Here is a 19,026-nt window from a genome sequence, read left to right as displayed (position 1 = left end):
ATGACCACTCTCGTATCCACCACGGACACCGTCACGCGCGACGCGCTCGCGGTGCTCCAGCCCGGATTCACCGGCACGAGCGCCCCGGACTGGCTGCTGCGCAGAGTCGGCGAAGGGCTCGCCTCCGTCGGACTGTTCGGCCGGAACGTCGAGTCGGCCGAACAGCTCGCCGCCCTCACCGCCCGGCTGCGCTCCGAGCGGGAGGACGTGCTCGTAGCGATCGACGAGGAGGGCGGGGACGTCACCCGCCTCGAGGTCCGCAACGGGTCGTCCTTCCCCGGCAACCTCGCCCTCGGCACCGTCGACGACACGGTGCTCACCAGGGCGGTCGCGTGGGAGCTCGGCCGCAGGCTCGCCGAGTGCGGCATCAACCTCAACTGGGCGCCCTCGGCCGACGTCAACTCCAACCCGGAGAACCCGGTCATCGGTGTCCGCTCCTTCGGGGCCGACACCGGGCTCGTCGCCCGGCACACCGCCGCCTACGTCGAAGGGCTCCAGGCCGCCGGCGTGGCGGCGTGCACCAAGCACTTCCCCGGGCACGGTGACACCGCCGTCGACTCCCACCACGCCATGCCTCGCATCGACGTGGACCTGGACACGTTGCACGCCCGTGAGCTGGTCCCCTTCAGAGCGGCCATCGCAGCGGGTTCCAAATCTGTGATGAGTGCACATATCCTGCTTCCCGCACTCGACCCGACCAGGCCCGCGACCCTGAGCCCGCAGATCCTCACCGGTCTGCTGCGCACGGAACTGGGCTACGACGGGCTGATCGTCACCGACGGCATGGAGATGGACGCCATCGCCGGCACGTACGGCATCGAGCGCGGATCCGTCCTCGCCATCGCCGCGGGCGCCGACGCCATCTGCGTCGGTGGCGGACTGGCCGACGAGGAGACCGTGCTGCGGCTGCGCGACGCGCTGGTGGCGGCGGTGCGGTCCGGCGAACTGCCCGAGGAGCGGCTGGCCGACGCCGCCGCACGTGTACGGGCTCTCGCGTCCTGGACGCAGGGAGCCAGGGGGGCTGCCCCGGGGCCGGGCGCGGACACGCAGGAGGGGACCGCGCCCGGCACCGGAGCCGGTATCGGCCTGGTCGCCGCGCGCCGCGCCGTCAGGGTCACGGGCAGCGGCGCGCCGCTGGACGGGCCTGGACACGTAGCGGCGTTCACCCCGGTCGCGAACATAGCGGTCGGCGACGAGACGCCCTGGGGAATCGCGGCCGAGCTGACCAGGATGATGCCCGGCACCACCACGGACACCTACGACAGCGAGCGGAAGTCCCCGGTGGAGGACATCCTGCGCGCCGCGGACGGCCGGCGCGTCGTCGCGGTGGTCCGCGACGTCCACCGGCACACCTGGATGGGTCAGGCGCTGGACGCCCTGGTCGCCGCCCGTCCCGACACGATCGTGGTCGAGATGGGCCTGCCGAAGGCGCCGCCCCGCGGCGCGCTGCACATCGCCACGCACGGCGCGGCACGCGTGTGCGGCACGGCGGCCGCGGAGGCCGTGGTGGGCGTACCGGCCTGACGGGATCGCGAGGGACACGCGTGAGGGGCCGGGTCACCGTCTTGGTGACCCGGCCCCTCACACGTCACGGAGGCGGCCCTACAGCCCCTGCCACCGGGGCTTGGCCTCGTAGGTGGCGCGGAAGTAGTCGGCGAGCTTCAGCTTCGACGCCGCCGCCTCGTCGACCACCACCGTGGCGTGCGGGTGCATCTGCAGGGCCGACGCCGGCACGATCGAGGCGACCGGGCCCTCGACGGTCCGGGCCACCGCCTCGGCCTTGCCCTCCCCGGTGGCGAGCAGGATCGGGTGACGGGAGTCGAGGATGGTGCCGATGCCCTGGGTGATGACGTGGTGGGGCACCTGGTCGATGTCGTCGTCGAAGAAGCGGGCGTTGTCGACGCGGGTCTGTTCCGTCAGCGTCTTGATGCGGGTGCGGGACGCCAGCGAGGAGCAGGGCTCGTTGAAGCCGATGTGCCCGTCGGTCCCGATGCCCAGCAGCTGGAGATCGACCCCGCCGGCCTCGGCCAGCGCCGCGTCGTAGGCCTCGCAGGCGGCCTGGACGTCCTCGGCGGCGCCGTCCGGTCCCATGAAGGACTTCTCGGACAGGCCGAGCGGTTCGACGACCTCGCGCAGCACCACGGAGCGGTAGGACTCGGGGTGGCCCGGCGGGAGACCGACGTACTCGTCGAGCTGGCAGATGCGGGCGCGCGAGGCGTCCACCGCGCCGGAGCGGACCTTCGCCGCCAGGGCCTGGTAGATGGGCAGCGGGGTCGAGCCGGTGGCAACGCCGAGCAGGGCGTCGGGCTTGCGGCTCAGCAGGGCCGCGATGGCCTCCGCGATGAGTTCCCCGCCTGCCGTGGCGTCCGGGACGATGACAACTTCCACGCTGTGCCTGCCGATCTGAAGAGTGGGCGTCGTGTGGTATAGACCAATCTTAGGGCCCAATCTAGCAGAACGGGGAGGCTCGGAGGTGAACCGTCGGTGCATGGGTCGACGGTTGTCGCCCTGTCGGCGCAGGGGCCGCCCGTGGTCGGCGGGGGCGTGCCGTGTGAGATGCGGGGCCCGGAAACACCCGCGGGCCGCGGCGCCGGGACGGGACCCTCAGCCCGTCCGGAGCCGCAGCCCGGAGCTGCCGGCCTGCGCCGAAGGGCAGGCCCGGCCCGGCCGGCGGTGTGCGGTGCCTCCGGCCGTGGGAGGCACCGGCGCAGTCAGGGCAGAGAGCGCCGGGTACCTCGGTCCGCTCTCCTGTGCGGGGAGAGCGGAGGTCCGTCGTGCGGGGCGTCCCGTAGGGCGCCCCACGTGGTGCATTGTGGACTAGACCAATAGGGCATGTCCATCCGTGGGTGCGGACATTCTCAGGTCCGTGACCGCTCCCTCACAGTGTCACGTATCCCCGGGCCGATCGGTTCGGAACCATCCGGTTGCCACGGGTAGGCTCGCGCGTGTGCCCTCCATGAACGATCTGGTCCGCCAGCACACAGCCCTCGGTGACACCGACCTCGAGTGGCTCCACCTGCTGGTCTCGGAGTGGCAGCTGCTCTCCGACCTCTCCTTCGCCGACCTCGTGCTCTGGGTGCCCACCCGGGACGGGGCGCGCTACGTCTCCGTGGCGCAGATGCGCCCCAACACCGGCCCCACCTCCTACCAGGACGACATGGTCGGCCACCTCGTCCCGCGGGGCCGCCGGCCGCTGCTGGACGCCGCCCTCGACGAGGGCCGCATCGTCCGTGAGGGGGATCCCGAGTGGCGGGAGGAGGTCCCGGTCCGGGTCGAGTCGATCCCCGTCCGCAGGGAGGGCAGGGTCCTCGGGGTGATCGCGCGCAACACCAACCTCCTCACCGTGCGCACGCCCTCCCGGCTGGAGCTCACCTACCTCCAGTCCGCCTCCGACCTCGCCCAGATGATCGCCGCCGGCTCCTTCCCGTTCCCCGGCCAGCAGGTCGACATGGACGCATCACCGCGGGTGGGGGACGGGCTGATCAGGCTCGACGCCGACGGGATCGTGCAGTACGCCAGCCCCAACGGGCTCTCCGCCTACCACCGGCTGGGCCTGGCCTCCGACCTCGTCGGCCACCACCTCGGCGCCACCACCGCCGAACTGGCCCCGTCCCGGGGGCCGGTGGACGAGGCCCTGGTGAAGGTGGCGAGCGGATACGCGCCCCGGGAGTTCGAGGTCGAGGGTGAGGGCGGGGTCATCCAGCTGCGCGCCATTCCTCTGAAGCCCAAGGGTGTGCGCATCGGTTCCCTGGTGCTGCTCCGGGATGTCACGGAACTGCGTCGGCGGGAAAGGGAGTTGATCACCAAGGACGCGACCATCCGGGAGATCCACCACCGGGTGAAGAACAATCTCCAGACGGTGGCCGCCCTGTTGCGCCTCCAGTCGCGGCGGATGGACTCGGAGCGGGGCCGTGAGGCCCTCAACGAGGCCGTGCGGCGCGTCGGTTCGATCGCCATCGTCCATGAGACGCTGTCCCAGAACCTGGACGAGCGGGTCGAGTTCGACGAGATCGCCGACCGGGTGATCGCGATGGTGGCCGAGATCTCACCCGGGAAGGTGACCTGTCGTCGTACGGGGCGCTTCGGGATCCTGGACGCGGAGGTGGCCACCCCGCTCTCGATGGTGCTGACCGAGGTGCTGCAGAACGCTCTTGAACACGCCTTCGGTGTCGCCGAACACGGCACGGTCGAGGTGTCCGCGGTGCGTGGCGGCACGACTGCCGAGGGGCGGCTGTTGATCACGGTGACGGATGACGGGCGCGGACTACCCGAGGGGTTCGACCCCCAGCGCGCCGGCAACCTCGGTCTCCAGATCGTCCGGACCCTGGTGGAGGGGGAGCTGGGCGGCACCTTCGGCATGGTCCCCGGCCCGGAACGCGGAACCCAGGTGGTGCTGGACATCCCCGTGCGCAACGACAAGTAGCGAAGGGGCGGCGGCGCGCTCTCGTCGCCGACACGCGAATTGGGCCCGGACCGTGGTAACGGTCCGGGCCCAATTCGTGGTGCTCGCGGTGCGATGCGCTTCGGGGGTACTGCGCGCTGCGACTCGAAGGCGGGGCCGTGCGTACGCTCTGTACGCGCCGCCTGGCTGTGGCTCGTGTGGGGGGCGTCGGTCAGGCGCTGGCGTTGCGCGCCCGGTTGCGAGCGGCGCGGCGCTTCATCGCGCGGCGCTCGTCCTCGCTGAGGCCACCCCAGACGCCGGAGTCCTGGCCGGACTCGAGCGCCCACTGCAGGCACTGCTCCATGACGGGGCAGCGACGGCAGACGGCCTTGGCTTCCTCGATCTGCAGCAGCGCAGGACCGGTGTTGCCGATGGGGAAGAACAGCTCGGGGTCTTCCTCACGACAAACGGCGTTGTGACGCCAGTCCATGGCTGCTACCTCTCCTTGGTATTACGTGCTTGTTGCTTGTGAATGTGAACGCTTTCACGAATCCCCCCGCAGACGAAGGTCCGACGTCCAGAAGGACTGGATGTGGTCCTGTTGTGGTGAGGAGGGGTTCTGGCTCTCAGTGGAGGCCGATGTTGCGGGCCGTCTCGATCGCCAAGTAGAGATTCGCAAACCTCGGCTGCGGATACAACCCCTTCTGGAAAGTTTTTTTTGATTCCTCGGTGTCGACTAGGTCACAGCCGTACTTCTAAGGGGTGGGGGCCAGCCCAAACGTTCGAGTTAAAGGACTTTGGGCCCTTCCACTCACACAATCACACGCAGTGCACGGCGTACGCCTGTGAACGTCACGCTCGTACGCAGCCCCAAGTGGTCACCGTCCATCTGGAAGGGCAGTGGCGCCTTTGAATGCAAGGTGAAGTCCGTGAGGTCGTGCAGCGAAACGGCGTGCTTGCCGTGAGGGCCCTTCTCGGGGCTCGAAGTGAGCAGCTGGGTGGCGTAGCGGGTCACGGCGGGGGTGGAGAGGCGCTTGAGTCCGAGGACGTCGAGAGCCGTGTCGAAGGACGCCTTCGGGGAGGCGTATATGGGGCGGTTCCCCAGGTAGGTCCAGGGGGCGGTGTTGCAGATTATCGACAGTGCGAGGTCGGTGACCGGGTCCTGGCCCGGCACCTCCAGGGTGATCTGGCCGTTGCGCCTGTGCGGGTCGTCCATGAACTGCCGGAGCACCTGGCGTACGTACAGGGCGTGCGTCGAGCGCCTGCCCCGCTCGCGCTTCTGTTCGACCCGCCCGATGACGCCGGCGTCGAAGCCGAGCCCGGCGCAGAAGGTGAACCAGCGGCCCGGGACCGCTTCGTCGGCCGTGCCCGGCGTGCCGGCGGCCAGACCGAGTCCCACCGTGCGCTCGCTGCGGCTCGCCAGGGCGTCGAGGATGGCGCCCGTCGCCTCGACGGCGTCGTTGGGGATACCGAGGGCGCGGGCGAAGACATTGGTGGACCCGCCGGGGACCACGGCGAGGCTCGGCAGGCCCTCGGGGTCCGGTCCGCGGTGCAGCAGTCCGTTGACCACCTCGTTGACCGTGCCGTCGCCCCCCAGGGCGACCACCAGGTCGATGTCGTCGGAGTCCGCGGCCCTGCGTCCCAGGTCGCGGGCGTGTCCGCGGTACTCCGTGGTGACGGCCTCGATCTTCATCTCGCTCGCCAGTGCGTGGATCAGCACGTCACGCGTCCGCGCGCTGGTGGTGGTGGCTGCCGGGTTGACCACGAGGAGTGCGCGCATGCCCGCCAGCGTACCTACCGCGGGGTACCTGCCCGAAGCCCGGTTCCGCCCGGTCCACCACCCCTCACACAGGGTGACCGGCGGCCGGTCGTCCGGCGGCCCCGGCTTCGCTTTCGCGAGGCGGAGATGCGAATCTGAGAGGCGTGAGCACTCAGCAGAACACCCCCTCCTCGCCGTCGCCCGCGGCCGGTGCGGAGAAGCCGGGACGGATCGCGGCCCTGGCCGCACTCAACGCACTCGAAGGCGCGGCGCTCGTCGTCGGCGGGATCTACATGCTGGCCGTCGGACTGTTCGGCACCCCCGACGGTGTGCAGCAGGCGGAGATGGGCGGGCTCACGCTGGTGGCGCTCGGCCTCATCCCGCTGTTCGCGGCCCGCGGACTGCTGCGGCGGCGCAGCTGGAGCCGTGGGCCCGCGCTCATCACCCAGCTCATGGCCATGCCCGTGGCGTGGACCCTGCTGCGGTCCCAGGGAGCGCTGATCCCCACCGGCATCGTCCTCGCCGCCGTCGCCGTGACGGCCCTCGTGCTGGTGCTCGACCCGGCGACCACGCGGGCGCTCGGCATCCGGGGGCCGCGCACGACCCCCGACGCCTGAACGGCGTCCGCTCCGGGAGCCCTGCCCGCATGCGGGCGGTCCGGGCTCCCGGCCGGTCACTCCTCCACGAGCAGGCGCTCGCGCAGCTGGGCCAGCGTGCGGGCGAGCAGGCGTGAGACGTGCATCTGGGAGATGCCGACCTCCTGAGCGATCTGCGACTGGGTCATGTTGCCGAAGAAGCGCAGCAGCAGGATCCGCTTCTCCCGCGGCGGGAGGTCCTCCAGCAGCGGTTTGAGGGATTCCCGGTACTCGACCCCCTCCAGGGCCTCGTCCTCGGACCCCAGGGTGTCCGCGACCGCCGGCGACTCGTCGTCGGTGTCCGGGACGTCCAGGGACAGGGTGCTGTACGCATTGGCCGATTCCAGCCCCTCGAGCACCTCCTCCTCGGAGATGCCCAGGCGCTCCGCCAGCTCGTGCACGGTGGGGGAGCGGCCGTGCTGCTGGGAGAGCTCCGCGGTGGCCGTGGTCAGCGACAGCCGCAGCTCCTGGAGGCGCCGCGGAACGCGCACCGCCCAGCCCTTGTCCCGGAAGTGCCGCTTGATCTCGCCGACGACCGTGGGGGTCGCGTACGTCGAGAACTCCACACCCCGATCCGGATCGAAGCGGTCCACCGACTTGATCAGGCCGATCGTGGCGACCTGCGTCAGGTCGTCCAGCGGCTCGCCGCGGTTGCGGAACCGCCGGGCCAGGTGCTCCACGAGCGGCAGGTGCATCCGCACCAGCCGGTTGCGCAGCTCCGCCTTCTCCACCGAACCGTCGGGGAGGCCCCGGAGCTCGACGAACAGGGCCCGCGCACCGCTGCGGTCGTTCGGATCGTGGTGCCCGTGCTCGCTCATCTGGCCCGCCCGCTCCGCCTGCTCCACCGCCATCGGACGGTCCTGCGTACCGTCCGCGCCGTCCGCCCCGCCCTCCGGGTGCGGCCGGGCCTGCTGCTCCGGGAGGGCTGCCGGTCGCACAGCCCCCGCCCGGATCGTCTCGTCGCGCACCGGACCGTCCCCGTTCCCGTCGCTCACGCCGGCCCGGGTCCCGCGCCGCGCTGTTTGTAGAGGCTGATGCTGACCGTGCGGTCGTCGGCGACCGCGGAGTCGACCTTCCCGGCCAGCGCGGAGAGCACCGTCCAGGCGAAGGTGTCGCGTTCCGGTGCGCGGCCGTCCGTCGTGGGCGCCGAGACGGTCACCTCGAGGGAGTCGCCCACGAGGCGGAACACGCAACTGAGCACGGAGCCCGGCACGGCCTGCTGGAGCAGGATCGCGCAGGCCTCGTCGACCGCGATGCGAAGATCCTCGATCTCGTCGAGGGTGAAGTCCAAGCGCGCTGCGAGGCCGGCCGTGGCCGTACGCAGCACCGACAGGTAGGCACCCGCAGCGGGCAGCCGGACCTCCACGAAGTCCTGGTTCCCGGGCTCGCCTGCGATCTGGGACACCCTCACCTCCAAGGTGGCACAAACTCGTTCGGGGCTCCGGGACGCGTGCCCCGGGGCCGTGCGGTCCGTCACCGGCTCGGTCGGCCGGCGACGCGTTCGCGACCCATGATGCCGTGTCGCCACGACCACGACTCCACGATTACTCATGGTAGGCCCATGGGCACACACAGTGGCTAGGGGTCTGCGCCGGTCAATTGCGAAGAACCGGCGCCGGTTTGACGTACCCAGGCCTCAGACGATCGAACCGTCCACGAAGCACCAGCGCCAGCTCTCCCCGCAGTCGAAGCTGCGCATCACCGGGTGGCCGGTCGACTCGAAGTGCGCCGTGGCGTGTTTCAGGGGCGAGGAATCGCAGCACCCGACGTGTCCGCAGACGAGGCAGAGCCGCAGCTGCACGGGGTGTGTACCGGCCGCGACGCACTCCGGGCACGTGGTGTCGGCGGGTGCGGGTTCGGGGCGCGGCAGTTCGGCTACGTGAAGGCACTCACTCATGATTGCCACGTTACGTCGGATGTGAGGACGGTGAGATGGACGCTCTGCCGCTGGTGGCGCTCGTCGCGGTCAGCGCGGCGGTCGCGGGGGTCGCCCGCCGCACCCCTGTGCCCGCCCCCCTGCTGCTGGTCGCGGCCGGACTGCTGGCCTCGTACCTGCCCGGGGTCCCGGCCTACACGCTGGACGCGCACATCGTGCTGCCCCTGCTGCTGCCGCCGCTGCTGTACACGGCGGCGGTCGACAGCTCGTACCTCGACCTCAGGGCCAACCTGCGGCCCGTGGCCCTGCTCTCCGTGGGATACGTGCTCTTCGCGACGGTCGCCGTCGGCTGGCTGGCCTACCGGCTCGTGCCCGACCTCCCGCTCACCGCCGCCCTCGTGCTCGGCGCCGTCGTCGCGCCGCCGGACGCGGTCACCGCCGCGGCGATCGCCCGGCGCGTCGGGCTGCCCGCGCGGGTCACCACCATCCTCCAGGGCGAGTCCCTGGTGAACGACGCCACCGCGATCACCGCCTTCCGGGTCGCGCTCGCGGCCGCCGTCGGGGAGGGCATGAGCTGGGGAGCGGGGATCGGCGAATTCCTGCTGGCGTCCTTCGGCGGCATCGCCGTCGGCCTGCTGCTGATGGTCCCGCTCCACTGGCTGCGCACCCACCTCAAGGAGGCGCTGCTCCAGAACACCCTGTCGCTGCTCATCCCCTTCGTGGCCTACGCCGCTGCGGAACGGGTGCACGCCTCCGGTGTGCTCGCCGTGGTCGTCGTCGCGCTCTACCTGGGGCACCGCTCCTGGCAGGTCGACTTCGCCACGCGCCTCCAGGAGGCGGCGGTCTGGAAGATGGTGGCCTTCGTCCTGGAGTCCGCCGTCTTCGCCCTCATCGGGCTGCAGTTGCCCTTAGTGCTCAGAGGGCTGGGTTCGTACGGCGTCGCCGAGGCCCTGGGCTACGCCGTCCTCGTGTTCCTGGCCGTGGTCGTGGTGCGCTTCGTCTGGGTGTACCCGGCGACCTATCTGCCGCCCAGGCTCTCCAGGCGCATCAGGGAACGCGAGGGGACGCCGTCGGCGGCCTCGACCCTGATCGTCGCCTGGGCCGGCATGAGAGGCGTGGTCTCCCTGGCCATCGCCTTCTCCATCCCGCTGGTGACGCACGACGGGGAGGAGTTCCCGGCACGCAACCTGGTGCTGTTCCTGACGTTCACGACCGTGATCGGCACTCTCGTCGTCCAAGGGCTCAGCCTGCCCCTGCTGGTGCGGGTGCTCAAGCTCCCCGGGCGGAACGCCCGTACCGAGACGCTGGCCGAGGCACAGGCGCAGAGCGAGGCGTCGGCCGCGGCGGACGCGAGACTGGAGGAGTTGCTGGCAGACCCGCGCAACGCCCTCCCCGACCCGCTCACCGAGCGGCTGAGGGCGGTCATGGAGCGGCGCCGCAACGCGGTGTGGGAGAGGCTCGGGTCACCCAACCCGCTCACGGGGGAATCGGCCGACGACACCTACCGGCGACTGGCACGGAACGTGATCGCCACCGAGCGCGACGTGTTCGTGAAGCTGCGGGACGAGCGGCGGATCGACGACGAGATGCTGCGCGCCCTGCTACGCAGACTGGACCTGGAGGAGGCTGCCGCCTACCGGGAGTCGGACGGTGACTGACCGCTCTCGGCGTCCGGCCCGGGGCGGCCGGTGATCACCGCGGTGACCGCTGAGCCCCGCGGGAAGGCGCCCTCGGCGGCCAGCACGGTCAGCCCGTACAGGAGCTTGGCCACGTAGAGCCTCTCCACCGGCAGGCCGTGCCGGTCCTCGAAGTCGTCGGCGAAGGCGTGCAGCTCCGGAGTCGTGCGGGCGTAGCCGCCGAAGTGGAACCGTTCGTCCAGGGACCACCGGCCGACCGGGCCGCCGAAGGCCTCGTGCTGGAGTCCGCGTACGGCGTCCCCCAGGAAGCCGCCCCGCAGGACGGGCACGCCGAGGGCGCGCTGACCGTCCCCGAGGCCCGCGGCCAGTCCTGCCAGGGTCCCGCCGGTGCCGCAGGCGACCGCGACGGTGGCGCTCGCGCCCCGCAGTTCACGTCCGAGCTCTGCGCAGCCTTGTGCGGCAAGGGCGTTGCTGCCTCCCTCCGGAATGACCGCGCAGTCCCCGAAGAGGCTCAGCAGGCCCTCCAGGACCTCGGGAGAGCCCTTCGCGCGGTACGTCGCGCGGTCCACGAAGTGCAGGCGCATGCCGTCGGCCGCGCAGCGGCCGAGCGAGGGGTTGAGGGGCCGGCCGGCCAGTTCGTCGCCGCGTACGACGCCGACGGTGGGGAAACCGAGCAGCCGGCCTGCCGCGGCGGTCGCACGCAGGTGGTTGGAGTAGGCGCCGCCGAAGGTGAGCACCGTGCGGCCGGCGGCGTCCCCGAGGTTGGGGGCGAGCTTGCGCCACTTGTTGCCGGGCAGGTCCGGGTGGATCAGGTCGTCGCGCTTGAGCAGCAGGGTGACGCCGTGCCGTTCGAAGCGCTCGTCCCCGGCCGGCCGCAGCGGCGAGGGGAGTGCCGGTCGCAGGCCGGTGAGGCCGGGCGCTTCGTCTTCCATGACCTCATTGTGAGCCGTCAGCCGCCGGCCTACTTCAGCCGGTCGTGGATCCTGTTGCGCATGCCCGCCATCGAGAATCCGCGCGGGTCGATCTTGCCGGGCTGCCACTCCAGGTGCCCGATCACCGACGGGGCGTCCCAGCCGTGATGGCGGCAGACCGCCGCCGCGGCCTTCTCGATGGCCTCCAGCTGGACGTCGGGCCACGGGTCCTTGCCGTCGCCGAGGTTCTCGCACTCGAAGCCGTAGAAGTGCCGGTTGCCGTCGGTGTTGGACTCGTTGTCGGCCGGCAGGCGCCGCTCGGCGACGACCGCGCGCAGCACGTCGTCGTCGCCCAGGCCCGCGTGGTTGGCGCGGCCGTATCCGACCAGGTGGACCCGGCCGTCCTTGGCGATCACGCCGTGGCACAGCGGTCCGGGCAGCCCCGCGTAGCCGTCACGGCAGATCTCGACGGTCCGGGCCGTGCCCTTGGTGACGGTGTGGTGCAGCATCACCCCGTGCACGGGCCCCCACGGGCCCTTGTGGTTCCGGTTGTGGGTGCGCCAGTCGCCCACCTGGACGACGGTGAGGCCCTCGTCCTTGAGGGCTTTGAGGAAGTTGCTCGCGGACATGGGTGAGGACATGACCGACTCCTTGGGGTCTGTGGGCGCGAGGCCGGTTCGTGCGTGGCTCGTGGTGCGAGGCGGGTACGTGCGTGGCTCGTGGTGGGTGGCCCGTACGTGTGTGTCTCATGGCTCGTACGTGCGTGACAGCGGGAGCGTGTCCGTACAGCGCTTGTACCGGAACACGGCACTCCGGCAAACCTGTTCGACCGTATTTCGCCTCCTGTGCGAGTCGATCCGGACAGGCCCGCACGCGCCTGGTTCCCGTGCCGGCCCCCGGGGGGCCGGAAACCGCCGGAGGCTGCGGGGTCATCATGGAACGAACGGCTCCGCTTCGAGTGCGGGGTCGGTGAGCTGCGAGAAGGGCGGACACTGGTCGTGCCGAAGCCGAACACAGCCGACGGGATACCGGCGGGCAAAGTCATCACCGATCCGGACGGCATGGCCCGTTACGCGCACGACGAGGCGGAGTGGGCGCCCGCGGGCCGCCCGCTCGCCGTCGTGCGGCCACAGAGCACCGAGGAGGTGCGGGCGGTCGTCGCGTACTGCCTGGAGCACCGCGTGCCGGTGGTCCCGCGCGGCGCCGGCACCGGCCTCTCGGGCGGAGCCAACGCGGTGGACGGCGCCGTGGTCCTCTCCTTCGAGGACATGGACCGCGTCCTGCGCATCGACCCCGTGGAACGTCTGGCCGTCGTCCAGCCCGGTGTCGTCAACGACGACCTGCGGGCGGCCTGTGCCGAGCAGGGCCTGTGGTACCCGCCGGACCCGGCCAGTTCCCCCTGGTCCACCATCGGTGGCAACACCGCCACCAACGCGGGCGGCATGTGCTGCGTCAAGTACGGGGTGACCCGGGACTACGTCCTGGGGATCGAGGCGGTCAACGGTCTCGGCGAGGTCGTGCGGATGGGCCGGCAGACGGCGAAGGGCGTCGCCGGGTACGACCTGTGCGGGCTGTTCGTCGGCTCCGAGGGCACCCTAGGGGTGATCACCGAGATCACGGTCAGGCTGCGCGGCGCGAGGCCCGCCGAACGGACGGTGGCCGGTTTCTTCGACTCGGTGGTCGCGGCGGGGGACGCGGTGAGCCGGGTCACCGCGGCGGGTGTCGTGCCCTCCGCCCTGGAACTCCTGGACCGGCACTGCCTGAAGGCGGTCGACGACTGGAAGAACATGGGCCTCTCGGCGGACGCGAACGCGATCCTGCTCGGGCGGGTGGACACCCCGGGCGCCGCGGGTGACGCGGAGGCGGAGACCGTACGCGCCTGCTTCGAGGCCGCCGGAGCGGCCTGGGCCGAGGTCTCCACCGACCAGGCGGAGGCGGACGCGCTGTTCGAAGCGCGCCGCCTCGCCTATCCGGCCCTGGAACGGCTGGGGCCGGTCCTCACCGAGGACGTGGTCGTACCGAGGGCCGAGGTCCCGCGGATGCTGGCCCGCGTCGAGGAGATCGCCGCCGCGCACGACGTCCTCATCGCCAACATCGCTCACGCGGGAGACGGCAACCTCCATCCGCTGATCATCACCGAACCGGGTGACGAGGCGGCACGCGCCCGTGCCCAACTCGCCTTCGAGGACATCCTCGACGCGGCGATCGCTCTCGGCGGCACGGTCACCGGTGAACACGGCGTGGGCCTGCTGAAGATGGGCGGGATGGACCGTGAGGTGGGGCCGGTCAACCTCGCCATGCAGCGAGCGGTCAAGGCCGCCCTCGATCCGTACGGCATCCTCAATCCGGGCAAGGTCGTCACGTCGGGGGCGCCGCTCGCGCGCTGAGCGGCCCGCGACGCGGAGCGGGAGGGTCCGGCACCTCCCGCTCCGCGTCGCGGCCCGCCGTCCTGGACCGGGCGTCCTGGACGGGGCGTCCCGAGGGGATGCTCAGACCCCGGCGGGGCGGGCAATGTGCCCGCGCTCAGCCCGAATAGTCACACTCTTTTGTGTAATAGCGCACCGTGTCCTCCGGCTGCAAGTCTTCTTCTCGCAGGTCAGCTCATGATCGGGAAGATCGAGAGGATGTCGGATGTCCGTTGGTGAAGAGGTTCGCGACACGCAGCCGCCGCAGCAGAGTCTCGGCACGGCGGCCGCGCGGAACCTCGCGACGACGACCAAGTCCGCCCCGCAGATGCAGGAGATCACCTCGCGGTGGCTGCTGCGGATGCTCCCGTGGGTCCAGGTGCAGGGCGGCACCTACCGGGTGAACCGCAGGCTGAGCTACTCGGTGGGCGACGGCAGGGTGACCTTCGTCCAGACGGGAGACCGGGTCACGGTCATCCCCGCGGAGCTCGGGGAACTCCCGGCCCTGCGGGACTTCGGCGACGAGGAGGTCCTGGCCGAGCTGGCGCGCAGGTGCGAGCAACGGGACGTCGAGGCCGGGGAGGTGCTCGCCGCGGCGGGCGACGCGGCGGACCGTGTCCACCTCCTGGCCCACGGCAAGGTCGAGAAGATCGGGACCGGGCCGTACGGCGACGAGACCGTACTGGGGGTGCTCGCCGACGGCTCCTACTTCGGCGACCACGTCCTGGTCGACGGCGAGGCGACCTGGGAGTACACCGCCCGCGCCGTCACCGCCTGCACGCTGCTGACCCTGCGCCGGTCCGACGTGCTCAACCTCGCGGCCCGCGCGGACTCGCTCCGCGACCACCTCGCCGGCCTGCTCGCCATCCCGCACCAGCGGACCAACAAGTACGGCGAGGCCGAGATCGACCTGTCCGCGGGGCATGTGGGGGAGAGCGTCGTCCCGCACACCTTCGTCGACTACGAGGCGGCGCCCCGCGAGTACGAACTGAGCGTCGCCCAGACCGTGCTGAAGGTCCACAGCAGGGTGGCCGACCTCTACAACCAGCCGATGAACCAGACCGAGCAGCAGTTGCGGCTCACGGTCGAGGCGCTGCGCGAGCGCCAGGAGCACGAACTCATCAACAACCGGGAGTTCGGCCTCCTCAACAACTGCGACTACGGGCAGCGGCTCCAGCCGCACGACGGGGCTCCCGGCCCCGACGACATGGACGAACTGCTGTCGCGCCGCCGTGGATCGAAGCTGTTCCTCGCCCACCCGCGCGCCATCGCCGCCTTCGGCCGGGAGTGCAACAAGCGTGGTCTGGTGCCGGAGACCGTCGAGGTCGGAGGGCACCACGTCTCCTCCTGGAGGGGGGTGCCGATCTTCCCGTGCAACAAGATCCCGGTCACCGACGCCCGCACCACCTCGATCATCTGCATGAGGACCGGTGAGGCGGAACAGGGAGTCATCGGACTCCAGCAGACCGGAATCCCGGACGAGATCGAGCCGAGCCTCTCGGTCCGTTTCATGGGCATCGACGAGCAGGCGATCATCTCCTACCTCGTGACGGCCTACTACTCCGCCGCGGTCCTGGTGCCCGACGCCCTCGGCGTCCTGGAGAACGTGGAGGTGAGCCGCTGGCGGTGACGCTCCACGGGGTCCGGGCGCCGGCCACCCGGACCCCGGCGTACCGCGGCGCCGACCGCACGCCGCCGCGGCGCGCGTCGGGCGATGTCCGGCGCCGAGTGGCGCCCGGCCCGGCATCCCGCGGTGCCGACGGATCGCCCGGGTGCGTCGTGCGAGGGCACGTCTCGCCGTGCGGCCGTCCGCACCGGGCACCGCCCGCCTACCGACGCGAACCGCCAGACACCGCCCAGGAGTGACCGTGACCATGACCAGTACGGACGCCGCGATGGAGGGGCACAAGGCCGCCGCGTTGCTGGAACGCACCCGCAACGAGGTCGACCCCCACCTCGTCGCGGCGGTCGAGACCCTGCCCGGGGCGATCCGCCGCGTCGCCCTGTACCACCTGGGGCGCCTGAACGCAGACGGCACACCCGCCGCCCCGGGGCAGGCCGGCAAGGCCATCAGACCGGCGCTCGTCCTGGCGGCGGCACGCGCCCTGGGAGGAGACCCGCAGGCCGCGATGCGTGCGGCCGTCGCCGTCGAACTCGCGCACAACTTCACCCTGCTCCACGACGACGTCATCGACGAGGACACCACCCGCAGACACCGCCCCACGGCCTGGGCGGTGTTCGGGGTGCCCGACGCCGTCATCGCCGGGGACGCCATGTCCTCCCTGGCGGTGCGCCTGCTGGCGGACGATCCCCACCCCGCCGGCGCGAGGGCCGCGGTCCGTCTCTCCACCTGCGTCATCGAACTCTGCGCGGGGCAGCAGGCCGACTGCGCACTGGAGGAGCGTGGCCCCGAGGACGTCGGCCTGGACGAATGCCTCGCCATGGCCATGGCCAAGACGGGGGCCCTGCTCGGATGCGCGTGCGCCCTCGGCGCGCTCTACGCGGGAGCGGGGGAACGGGAGGTCCGGGCCATGGACGGCTTCGGCCGGGAAGCGGGCCTGGCCTTCCAGCTCATCGACGACCTGATCGGCATCTGGGGGGACACGGACCGTACGGGCAAGCCGGCCGGCGCGGACCTCGCCGCGCACAAGAAGTCCCTGCCGGTGGTCGCCGCACTGACGTCGGACACTCCGGCGGCCCGGGAGCTGGCCGCCCTCTACCGGGGCCCCATGAACACACCGGAGGAGGTGAGGAGAGCCGCCGACGCCGTCGACCGGGCGGGCGGCCGGGACTGGGCACAGACGGCGGCCGCGGACCGGATGGCCAGGGCCGTCCACCACCTGTCCCGGGCCCTGCCCGCGTCCGAAGCGGCCGGTGACCTGCTGGCCCTGGCGGAGTTCGTCACCCGCAGAACGCACTGAACCAGGTGCCCGCCCGGATCTCGCGGCTGTAACTCTAGTATTCCGTACGTCAGTTGACGTGATCGCGGAGCAGAGGGGCGGGGCCGGTCATGGGTGTTCGCGTACGGCGGGCGGACCAGCGGGACAGGGACCAGGTGGTACGCATCCTGGAGGAGGCGTTCCACGACGACCCGGTGAGCGGCTGGGTCTTCCCGGACGAGGAGCACCGCCGGGCGGTGCACGGGAAGTTCCTCGGCGTCTTCGCCGACATCACGCTGGAGGGGGGCCGCGTCGATCTTCTGGAGGACGGCACCGCCACCGCGCTCTGGCTGTCCGTTCCGGCCGGGGAACCGGAAGGGGACGACGACACCCCCGCCCTGATGAGGCGGACCGCGGACCCGGACAACGAGAGGGCCGAGCTCGTGGGGCGGCTGACCGGCGCCGTGCACCCCCACGACCGGGCGCACACCTACCTCCTGATGATCGGTGTCGCGCCCGGTTGCCAGGGGCAGGGCATAGGCGAGGCCCTGATCACGGAGGTCCTGGAGCAGTGCGACCGTGAGGGGACGCCCGCCTACCTGGAGGCGAGCAGCGCGCGCAGCCGAGCCCTGTACGAGAGGCTCGGGTTCACCTTCATGGGGCGGACGGTGGACCTCCCGGACGGGCCGTCGATGTGGCCCATGTGGCGTGAACCGCAGGCCGGGTGAGGGCGTCGGCGTGAGCGGTCACGCAGGGGGAGGGGGTCCGCCGGAGGGGCCGGCGGGCACGGGCTACAGTCCCTGCTCATGACAGATGAGTCGTGGGCAGGCTGGTACCGGGACCGCCGTGGTTCCGAGGCCGTCATTCTCACCACGGACGGCCGGCAACTCCGTGTCCGGGCCAGGGGAACGGACTTCGAGGGCGAGAGCTTCGACGCCCTGGCACCGGTGGCGGGAACGCCCGTCCAGGACGGTCTGTTCGATCTGGACGACGGCGTCCTGCGGGACTGCGTCCTGGAATGGGATCTGCCGATCCCGGTCCTGGTGTCCGGGGAGGAGCGCCAGGCGACGCTCAGCTGTCTGCTGTCCCTGCGCAGGGCGGACCCGGACCTGTCCCTCGCCCTCCACCTGGACGGCGCCGTGTACGAGTCGAACCGAGCCGAGAGCGACTTCGCCGCCGCCCTGGCCACGGTGCAGCGGGTGCTGCCGCCCGGACTGCGTCTCCAGACCTGCATAGCCTGCGCGTTCTCCGACTACTTCCCGGCTCCGGTCCGCGGCCTCTCCGGCGGGCTCGCCTGCTTCCGCGGAGCCAAGGACGCCTACCGGGAGGTGGTCGGCGGGGAGGACGTCGCGGATCTCTGGGACCGGCGTACCGGATTCGTGCAGGAGATCTGGAGCTGCCGGGAGTTCGAGCCGCGTCCGGCCCACGGAGCCGGGACGGGGCACCGGGGCGCCTTTCCGCTCGAACACGCCTGAGACGCGCCCCGAGGGCCGCCCGGCGCCCCGTGGTGGGCGCGCCTCGCCCGGACACCGCACCGGAGGGCGCCGAGGGGCCGCCCCGCCCACGCCCGGGCGGAACGGCCCCGACGGGCGGATGGTGCCGGTCAGGAGCTGGCTCCGGCCAGTGCGGCCGCCAGACCGTTCCGCCAGAGGGAGTTCACCCGCGAGCGCTCGGTGGCGTTCGGATAGGCGTTCGTGCAGGAGGTGCCGGGGCCGCCGCCCGACATGAGCTCGCTGCACGGGCCGGTGTAGTGGTCGGGAAGGCCGAGCACGTGCCCTGTCTCATGGGCGGTGACCCGGGTCGAGTTGTACTGCCGGTTCTGCGCGTAGTCGAGGAAGATGTAGCCGCTGCCGTGACCGTCGGTGCTCGCGTACGAGCCCCGCGAGTCGTTGCCCTCGTAGTAGGCGAAGTCCGCGTTGGACCCCTCCTGCAGCTTGACGTTGCTCACCGAGCTGTTCCAGATGCTGGTGCTGCTCGCTATCTGGCTGCGGAAACTCGGGGCGTTGGCGGTGCTGTAGACGACGGTGACCGCCGCGGCGCCGGGCTTCGCGGCCCGCTTCTCGGCGACCGACTTCATGACGGCCTCGAAGAACGCCTCGTTCGCCGCCGCGTTCTCGGCGGAACCGGCGTACGCGGCGTAACCCGCCTGCGCGGTCCGCGCGGTGTCCGCCGAGGACGAGGAGGTGCTCGCGGACGCCGGGGCGCCACCGAGTCCGGCCAGTGCGAGTCCGAGGCCGGCCACGGCCGATACGAAGGCGGTCCTGGGGTGTCTCATGGGGGGTGGTCTCCTGCCTGTCCGAGGAACCCCGACCGGAGCGGACGGGGAACGGGTGGGGGGTACGGACAGAGTCTCGGGGCAGCCGGGCCCCGGGGGGATGATGTCAACCGCCGATAGCGCCGCCCTATCGGGCCTGGCATCGGTCGCGGGTGGGAGCATCGCCCTGTCGGCCCTGTCGGCCCTGTCGGCCCTGTCGGCCCTGTCGGCCCTGTCGGCCCTGTCGGCCCTGTCGGCCCTGTCGGCCCTGTCGGCCCTGTCGGCCCTG

General features: G+C 71.6%; 18 protein-coding genes. 9 read left to right on the top strand and 9 right to left on the bottom strand.

The genetic code is table 11. The features are described from left to right. The gene (locus ACFXOA_RS16430; protein WP_385027955.1) at positions 1 to 1,524 is read left to right on the top strand and encodes a glycoside hydrolase family 3 protein; all 1,524 of its coding nucleotides are present in this window, start codon (positions 1 to 3) and stop codon (positions 1,522 to 1,524) included. A 78-nt stretch (positions 1,525 to 1,602) separates the two neighbouring features. On the opposite strand, the gene nagB is transcribed toward ACFXOA_RS16430, so the two are convergent. Next, entirely contained in the window at positions 1,603 to 2,388 is a 786-nt protein-coding gene (gene nagB / locus ACFXOA_RS16425) for a glucosamine-6-phosphate deaminase (protein WP_385027952.1), read from the bottom strand. Positions 2,389 to 2,956: 568 nt separating this feature from the next. Here nagB and ACFXOA_RS16420 point away from each other — a divergent pair. After that, the gene (locus tag ACFXOA_RS16420; protein ID WP_385028202.1) at positions 2,957 to 4,423 is read left to right on the top strand and encodes a sensor histidine kinase; all 1,467 of its coding nucleotides are present in this window, start codon (positions 2,957 to 2,959) and stop codon (positions 4,421 to 4,423) included. A gap of 190 nt (positions 4,424 to 4,613) precedes the next feature. On the opposite strand, the gene ACFXOA_RS16415 is transcribed toward ACFXOA_RS16420, so the two are convergent. Together ACFXOA_RS16415 and ACFXOA_RS16410 are read right to left on the bottom strand one after the other, a co-directional pair. Continuing rightward, a complete protein-coding gene (locus ACFXOA_RS16415) occupies positions 4,614 to 4,871 on the bottom strand; it encodes a WhiB family transcriptional regulator (protein WP_003953983.1) in 258 nt (85 codons plus the stop codon). Positions 4,872 to 5,192: 321 nt separating this feature from the next. After that, positions 5,193 to 6,161 (bottom strand): diacylglycerol/lipid kinase family protein, encoded by a 969-nt coding sequence (locus ACFXOA_RS16410; RefSeq protein ID WP_385027949.1) that lies wholly within the window; start codon positions 6,159 to 6,161, stop codon positions 5,193 to 5,195. 143 nt (positions 6,162 to 6,304) lie between these two features. Between ACFXOA_RS16410 and ACFXOA_RS16405 the strand changes: the two genes are divergently transcribed. Beyond that, the gene (locus ACFXOA_RS16405; RefSeq protein ID WP_385027946.1) at positions 6,305 to 6,757 is read left to right on the top strand and encodes a hypothetical protein; all 453 of its coding nucleotides are present in this window, start codon (positions 6,305 to 6,307) and stop codon (positions 6,755 to 6,757) included. A 56-nt stretch (positions 6,758 to 6,813) separates the two neighbouring features. On the opposite strand, the gene ACFXOA_RS16400 is transcribed toward ACFXOA_RS16405, so the two are convergent. The 3 genes from ACFXOA_RS16400 to ACFXOA_RS16390 all read right to left on the bottom strand — a co-directional run bounded on the left by ACFXOA_RS16400 (position 6,814) and on the right by ACFXOA_RS16390 (position 8,672). After that, entirely contained in the window at positions 6,814 to 7,743 is a 930-nt protein-coding gene (locus ACFXOA_RS16400; RefSeq protein ID WP_385028199.1) for an RNA polymerase sigma factor SigF, read from the bottom strand. A 23-nt stretch (positions 7,744 to 7,766) separates the two neighbouring features. Next, positions 7,767 to 8,180: an anti-sigma regulatory factor gene (locus ACFXOA_RS16395; protein ID WP_362554384.1), complete on the bottom strand. Its 414-nt coding sequence runs from the start codon at positions 8,178 to 8,180 to the stop codon at positions 7,767 to 7,769. Between the two features lie 231 nt (positions 8,181 to 8,411). Further along, positions 8,412 to 8,672 (bottom strand): UBP-type zinc finger domain-containing protein, encoded by a 261-nt coding sequence (locus ACFXOA_RS16390; RefSeq protein WP_385027942.1) that lies wholly within the window; start codon positions 8,670 to 8,672, stop codon positions 8,412 to 8,414. Positions 8,673 to 8,707: 35 nt separating this feature from the next. Between ACFXOA_RS16390 and ACFXOA_RS16385 the strand changes: the two genes are divergently transcribed. Then, the gene (locus tag ACFXOA_RS16385) at positions 8,708 to 10,309 is read left to right on the top strand and encodes a Na+/H+ antiporter (protein ID WP_385027939.1); all 1,602 of its coding nucleotides are present in this window, start codon (positions 8,708 to 8,710) and stop codon (positions 10,307 to 10,309) included. Here ACFXOA_RS16385 and ACFXOA_RS16380 read toward each other — a convergent pair. Both ACFXOA_RS16380 and ACFXOA_RS16375 read right to left on the bottom strand, forming a co-directional pair. Then, the gene (locus ACFXOA_RS16380; RefSeq protein WP_385027936.1) at positions 10,285 to 11,220 is read right to left on the bottom strand and encodes a 1-aminocyclopropane-1-carboxylate deaminase/D-cysteine desulfhydrase; all 936 of its coding nucleotides are present in this window, start codon (positions 11,218 to 11,220) and stop codon (positions 10,285 to 10,287) included. The genes ACFXOA_RS16385 and ACFXOA_RS16380 overlap by 25 nt on opposite strands. Positions 11,221 to 11,249: 29 nt before the next feature. Then, positions 11,250 to 11,840: an N-acetylmuramoyl-L-alanine amidase gene (locus tag ACFXOA_RS16375; RefSeq protein ID WP_385027933.1), complete on the bottom strand. Its 591-nt coding sequence runs from the start codon at positions 11,838 to 11,840 to the stop codon at positions 11,250 to 11,252. 357 nt (positions 11,841 to 12,197) lie between these two features. On the opposite strand from ACFXOA_RS16375, the gene ACFXOA_RS16370 reads away from it, so the two are divergent. The 5 genes from ACFXOA_RS16370 to ACFXOA_RS16350 all read left to right on the top strand — a co-directional run bounded on the left by ACFXOA_RS16370 (position 12,198) and on the right by ACFXOA_RS16350 (position 17,958). Next, the gene (locus ACFXOA_RS16370; RefSeq protein ID WP_385027930.1) at positions 12,198 to 13,586 is read left to right on the top strand and encodes an FAD-binding oxidoreductase; all 1,389 of its coding nucleotides are present in this window, start codon (positions 12,198 to 12,200) and stop codon (positions 13,584 to 13,586) included. A gap of 244 nt (positions 13,587 to 13,830) precedes the next feature. Continuing rightward, positions 13,831 to 15,234, top strand: coding sequence for a family 2B encapsulin nanocompartment shell protein (locus ACFXOA_RS16365; protein WP_385027927.1), 1,404 nt, complete (start codon positions 13,831 to 13,833; stop codon positions 15,232 to 15,234). Positions 15,235 to 15,478: 244 nt separating this feature from the next. Further along, positions 15,479 to 16,525 carry a family 2 encapsulin nanocompartment cargo protein polyprenyl transferase gene (locus tag ACFXOA_RS16360; RefSeq protein ID WP_385027924.1) on the top strand — a complete coding sequence of 349 codons (1,047 nt, stop codon included), beginning with the start codon at positions 15,479 to 15,481 and terminating at the stop codon, positions 16,523 to 16,525. Between the two features lie 89 nt (positions 16,526 to 16,614). Beyond that, positions 16,615 to 17,211, top strand: coding sequence for a GNAT family N-acetyltransferase (locus tag ACFXOA_RS16355; RefSeq protein WP_385027922.1), 597 nt, complete (start codon positions 16,615 to 16,617; stop codon positions 17,209 to 17,211). A 78-nt stretch (positions 17,212 to 17,289) separates the two neighbouring features. Next, entirely contained in the window at positions 17,290 to 17,958 is a 669-nt protein-coding gene (locus ACFXOA_RS16350; RefSeq protein WP_385027920.1) for a DUF6304 family protein, read from the top strand. 128 nt (positions 17,959 to 18,086) lie between these two features. Here the strand turns inward: ACFXOA_RS16350 and snpA are convergent, their stop codons facing one another. Then, positions 18,087 to 18,758, bottom strand: a complete 672-nt coding sequence (gene snpA, locus ACFXOA_RS16345; RefSeq protein ID WP_385027917.1) for a snapalysin — start codon at positions 18,756 to 18,758, stop codon at positions 18,087 to 18,089. Positions 18,759 to 19,026: the final 268 nt, after the last annotated feature.

It is taken from the genome of Streptomyces sp. NPDC059166, from assembly GCF_042755185.1.
In the GTDB taxonomy this organism is placed as follows: domain Bacteria; phylum Actinomycetota; class Actinomycetes; order Streptomycetales; family Streptomycetaceae; genus Streptomyces.
This window is presented reverse-complemented; position numbering and strand designations above follow the sequence as displayed.

Excerpts from the sequence above, each read along its gene's own strand:
- ACFXOA_RS16430 (WP_385027955.1), top strand. The coding sequence starts at position 1 with ATGACCACTCTCGTATCCACCACGGACACCGTCACGCGCGACGCGCTC.
- ACFXOA_RS16420 (WP_385028202.1), top strand. The coding sequence starts at position 2,957 with ATGAACGATCTGGTCCGCCAGCACACAGCCCTCGGTGACACCGACCTC.
- ACFXOA_RS16415 (WP_003953983.1), bottom strand. The coding sequence starts at position 4,871 with ATGGACTGGCGTCACAACGCCGTTTGTCGTGAGGAAGACCCCGAGCTG.
- ACFXOA_RS16410 (WP_385027949.1), bottom strand. The coding sequence starts at position 6,161 with ATGCGCGCACTCCTCGTGGTCAACCCGGCAGCCACCACCACCAGCGCG.
- ACFXOA_RS16390 (WP_385027942.1), bottom strand. The coding sequence starts at position 8,672 with ATGAGTGAGTGCCTTCACGTAGCCGAACTGCCGCGCCCCGAACCCGCA.
- ACFXOA_RS16385 (WP_385027939.1), top strand. The coding sequence starts at position 8,708 with ATGGACGCTCTGCCGCTGGTGGCGCTCGTCGCGGTCAGCGCGGCGGTC.
- ACFXOA_RS16380 (WP_385027936.1), bottom strand. The coding sequence starts at position 11,220 with ATGGAAGACGAAGCGCCCGGCCTCACCGGCCTGCGACCGGCACTCCCC.
- ACFXOA_RS16375 (WP_385027933.1), bottom strand. The coding sequence starts at position 11,840 with ATGTCCTCACCCATGTCCGCGAGCAACTTCCTCAAAGCCCTCAAGGAC.
- ACFXOA_RS16365 (WP_385027927.1), top strand. The coding sequence starts at position 13,831 with ATGTCCGTTGGTGAAGAGGTTCGCGACACGCAGCCGCCGCAGCAGAGT.
- ACFXOA_RS16360 (WP_385027924.1), top strand. The coding sequence starts at position 15,479 with ATGACCAGTACGGACGCCGCGATGGAGGGGCACAAGGCCGCCGCGTTG.
- ACFXOA_RS16355 (WP_385027922.1), top strand. The coding sequence starts at position 16,615 with ATGGGTGTTCGCGTACGGCGGGCGGACCAGCGGGACAGGGACCAGGTG.
- ACFXOA_RS16350 (WP_385027920.1), top strand. The coding sequence starts at position 17,290 with ATGACAGATGAGTCGTGGGCAGGCTGGTACCGGGACCGCCGTGGTTCC.
- snpA (WP_385027917.1), bottom strand. The coding sequence starts at position 18,758 with ATGAGACACCCCAGGACCGCCTTCGTATCGGCCGTGGCCGGCCTCGGA.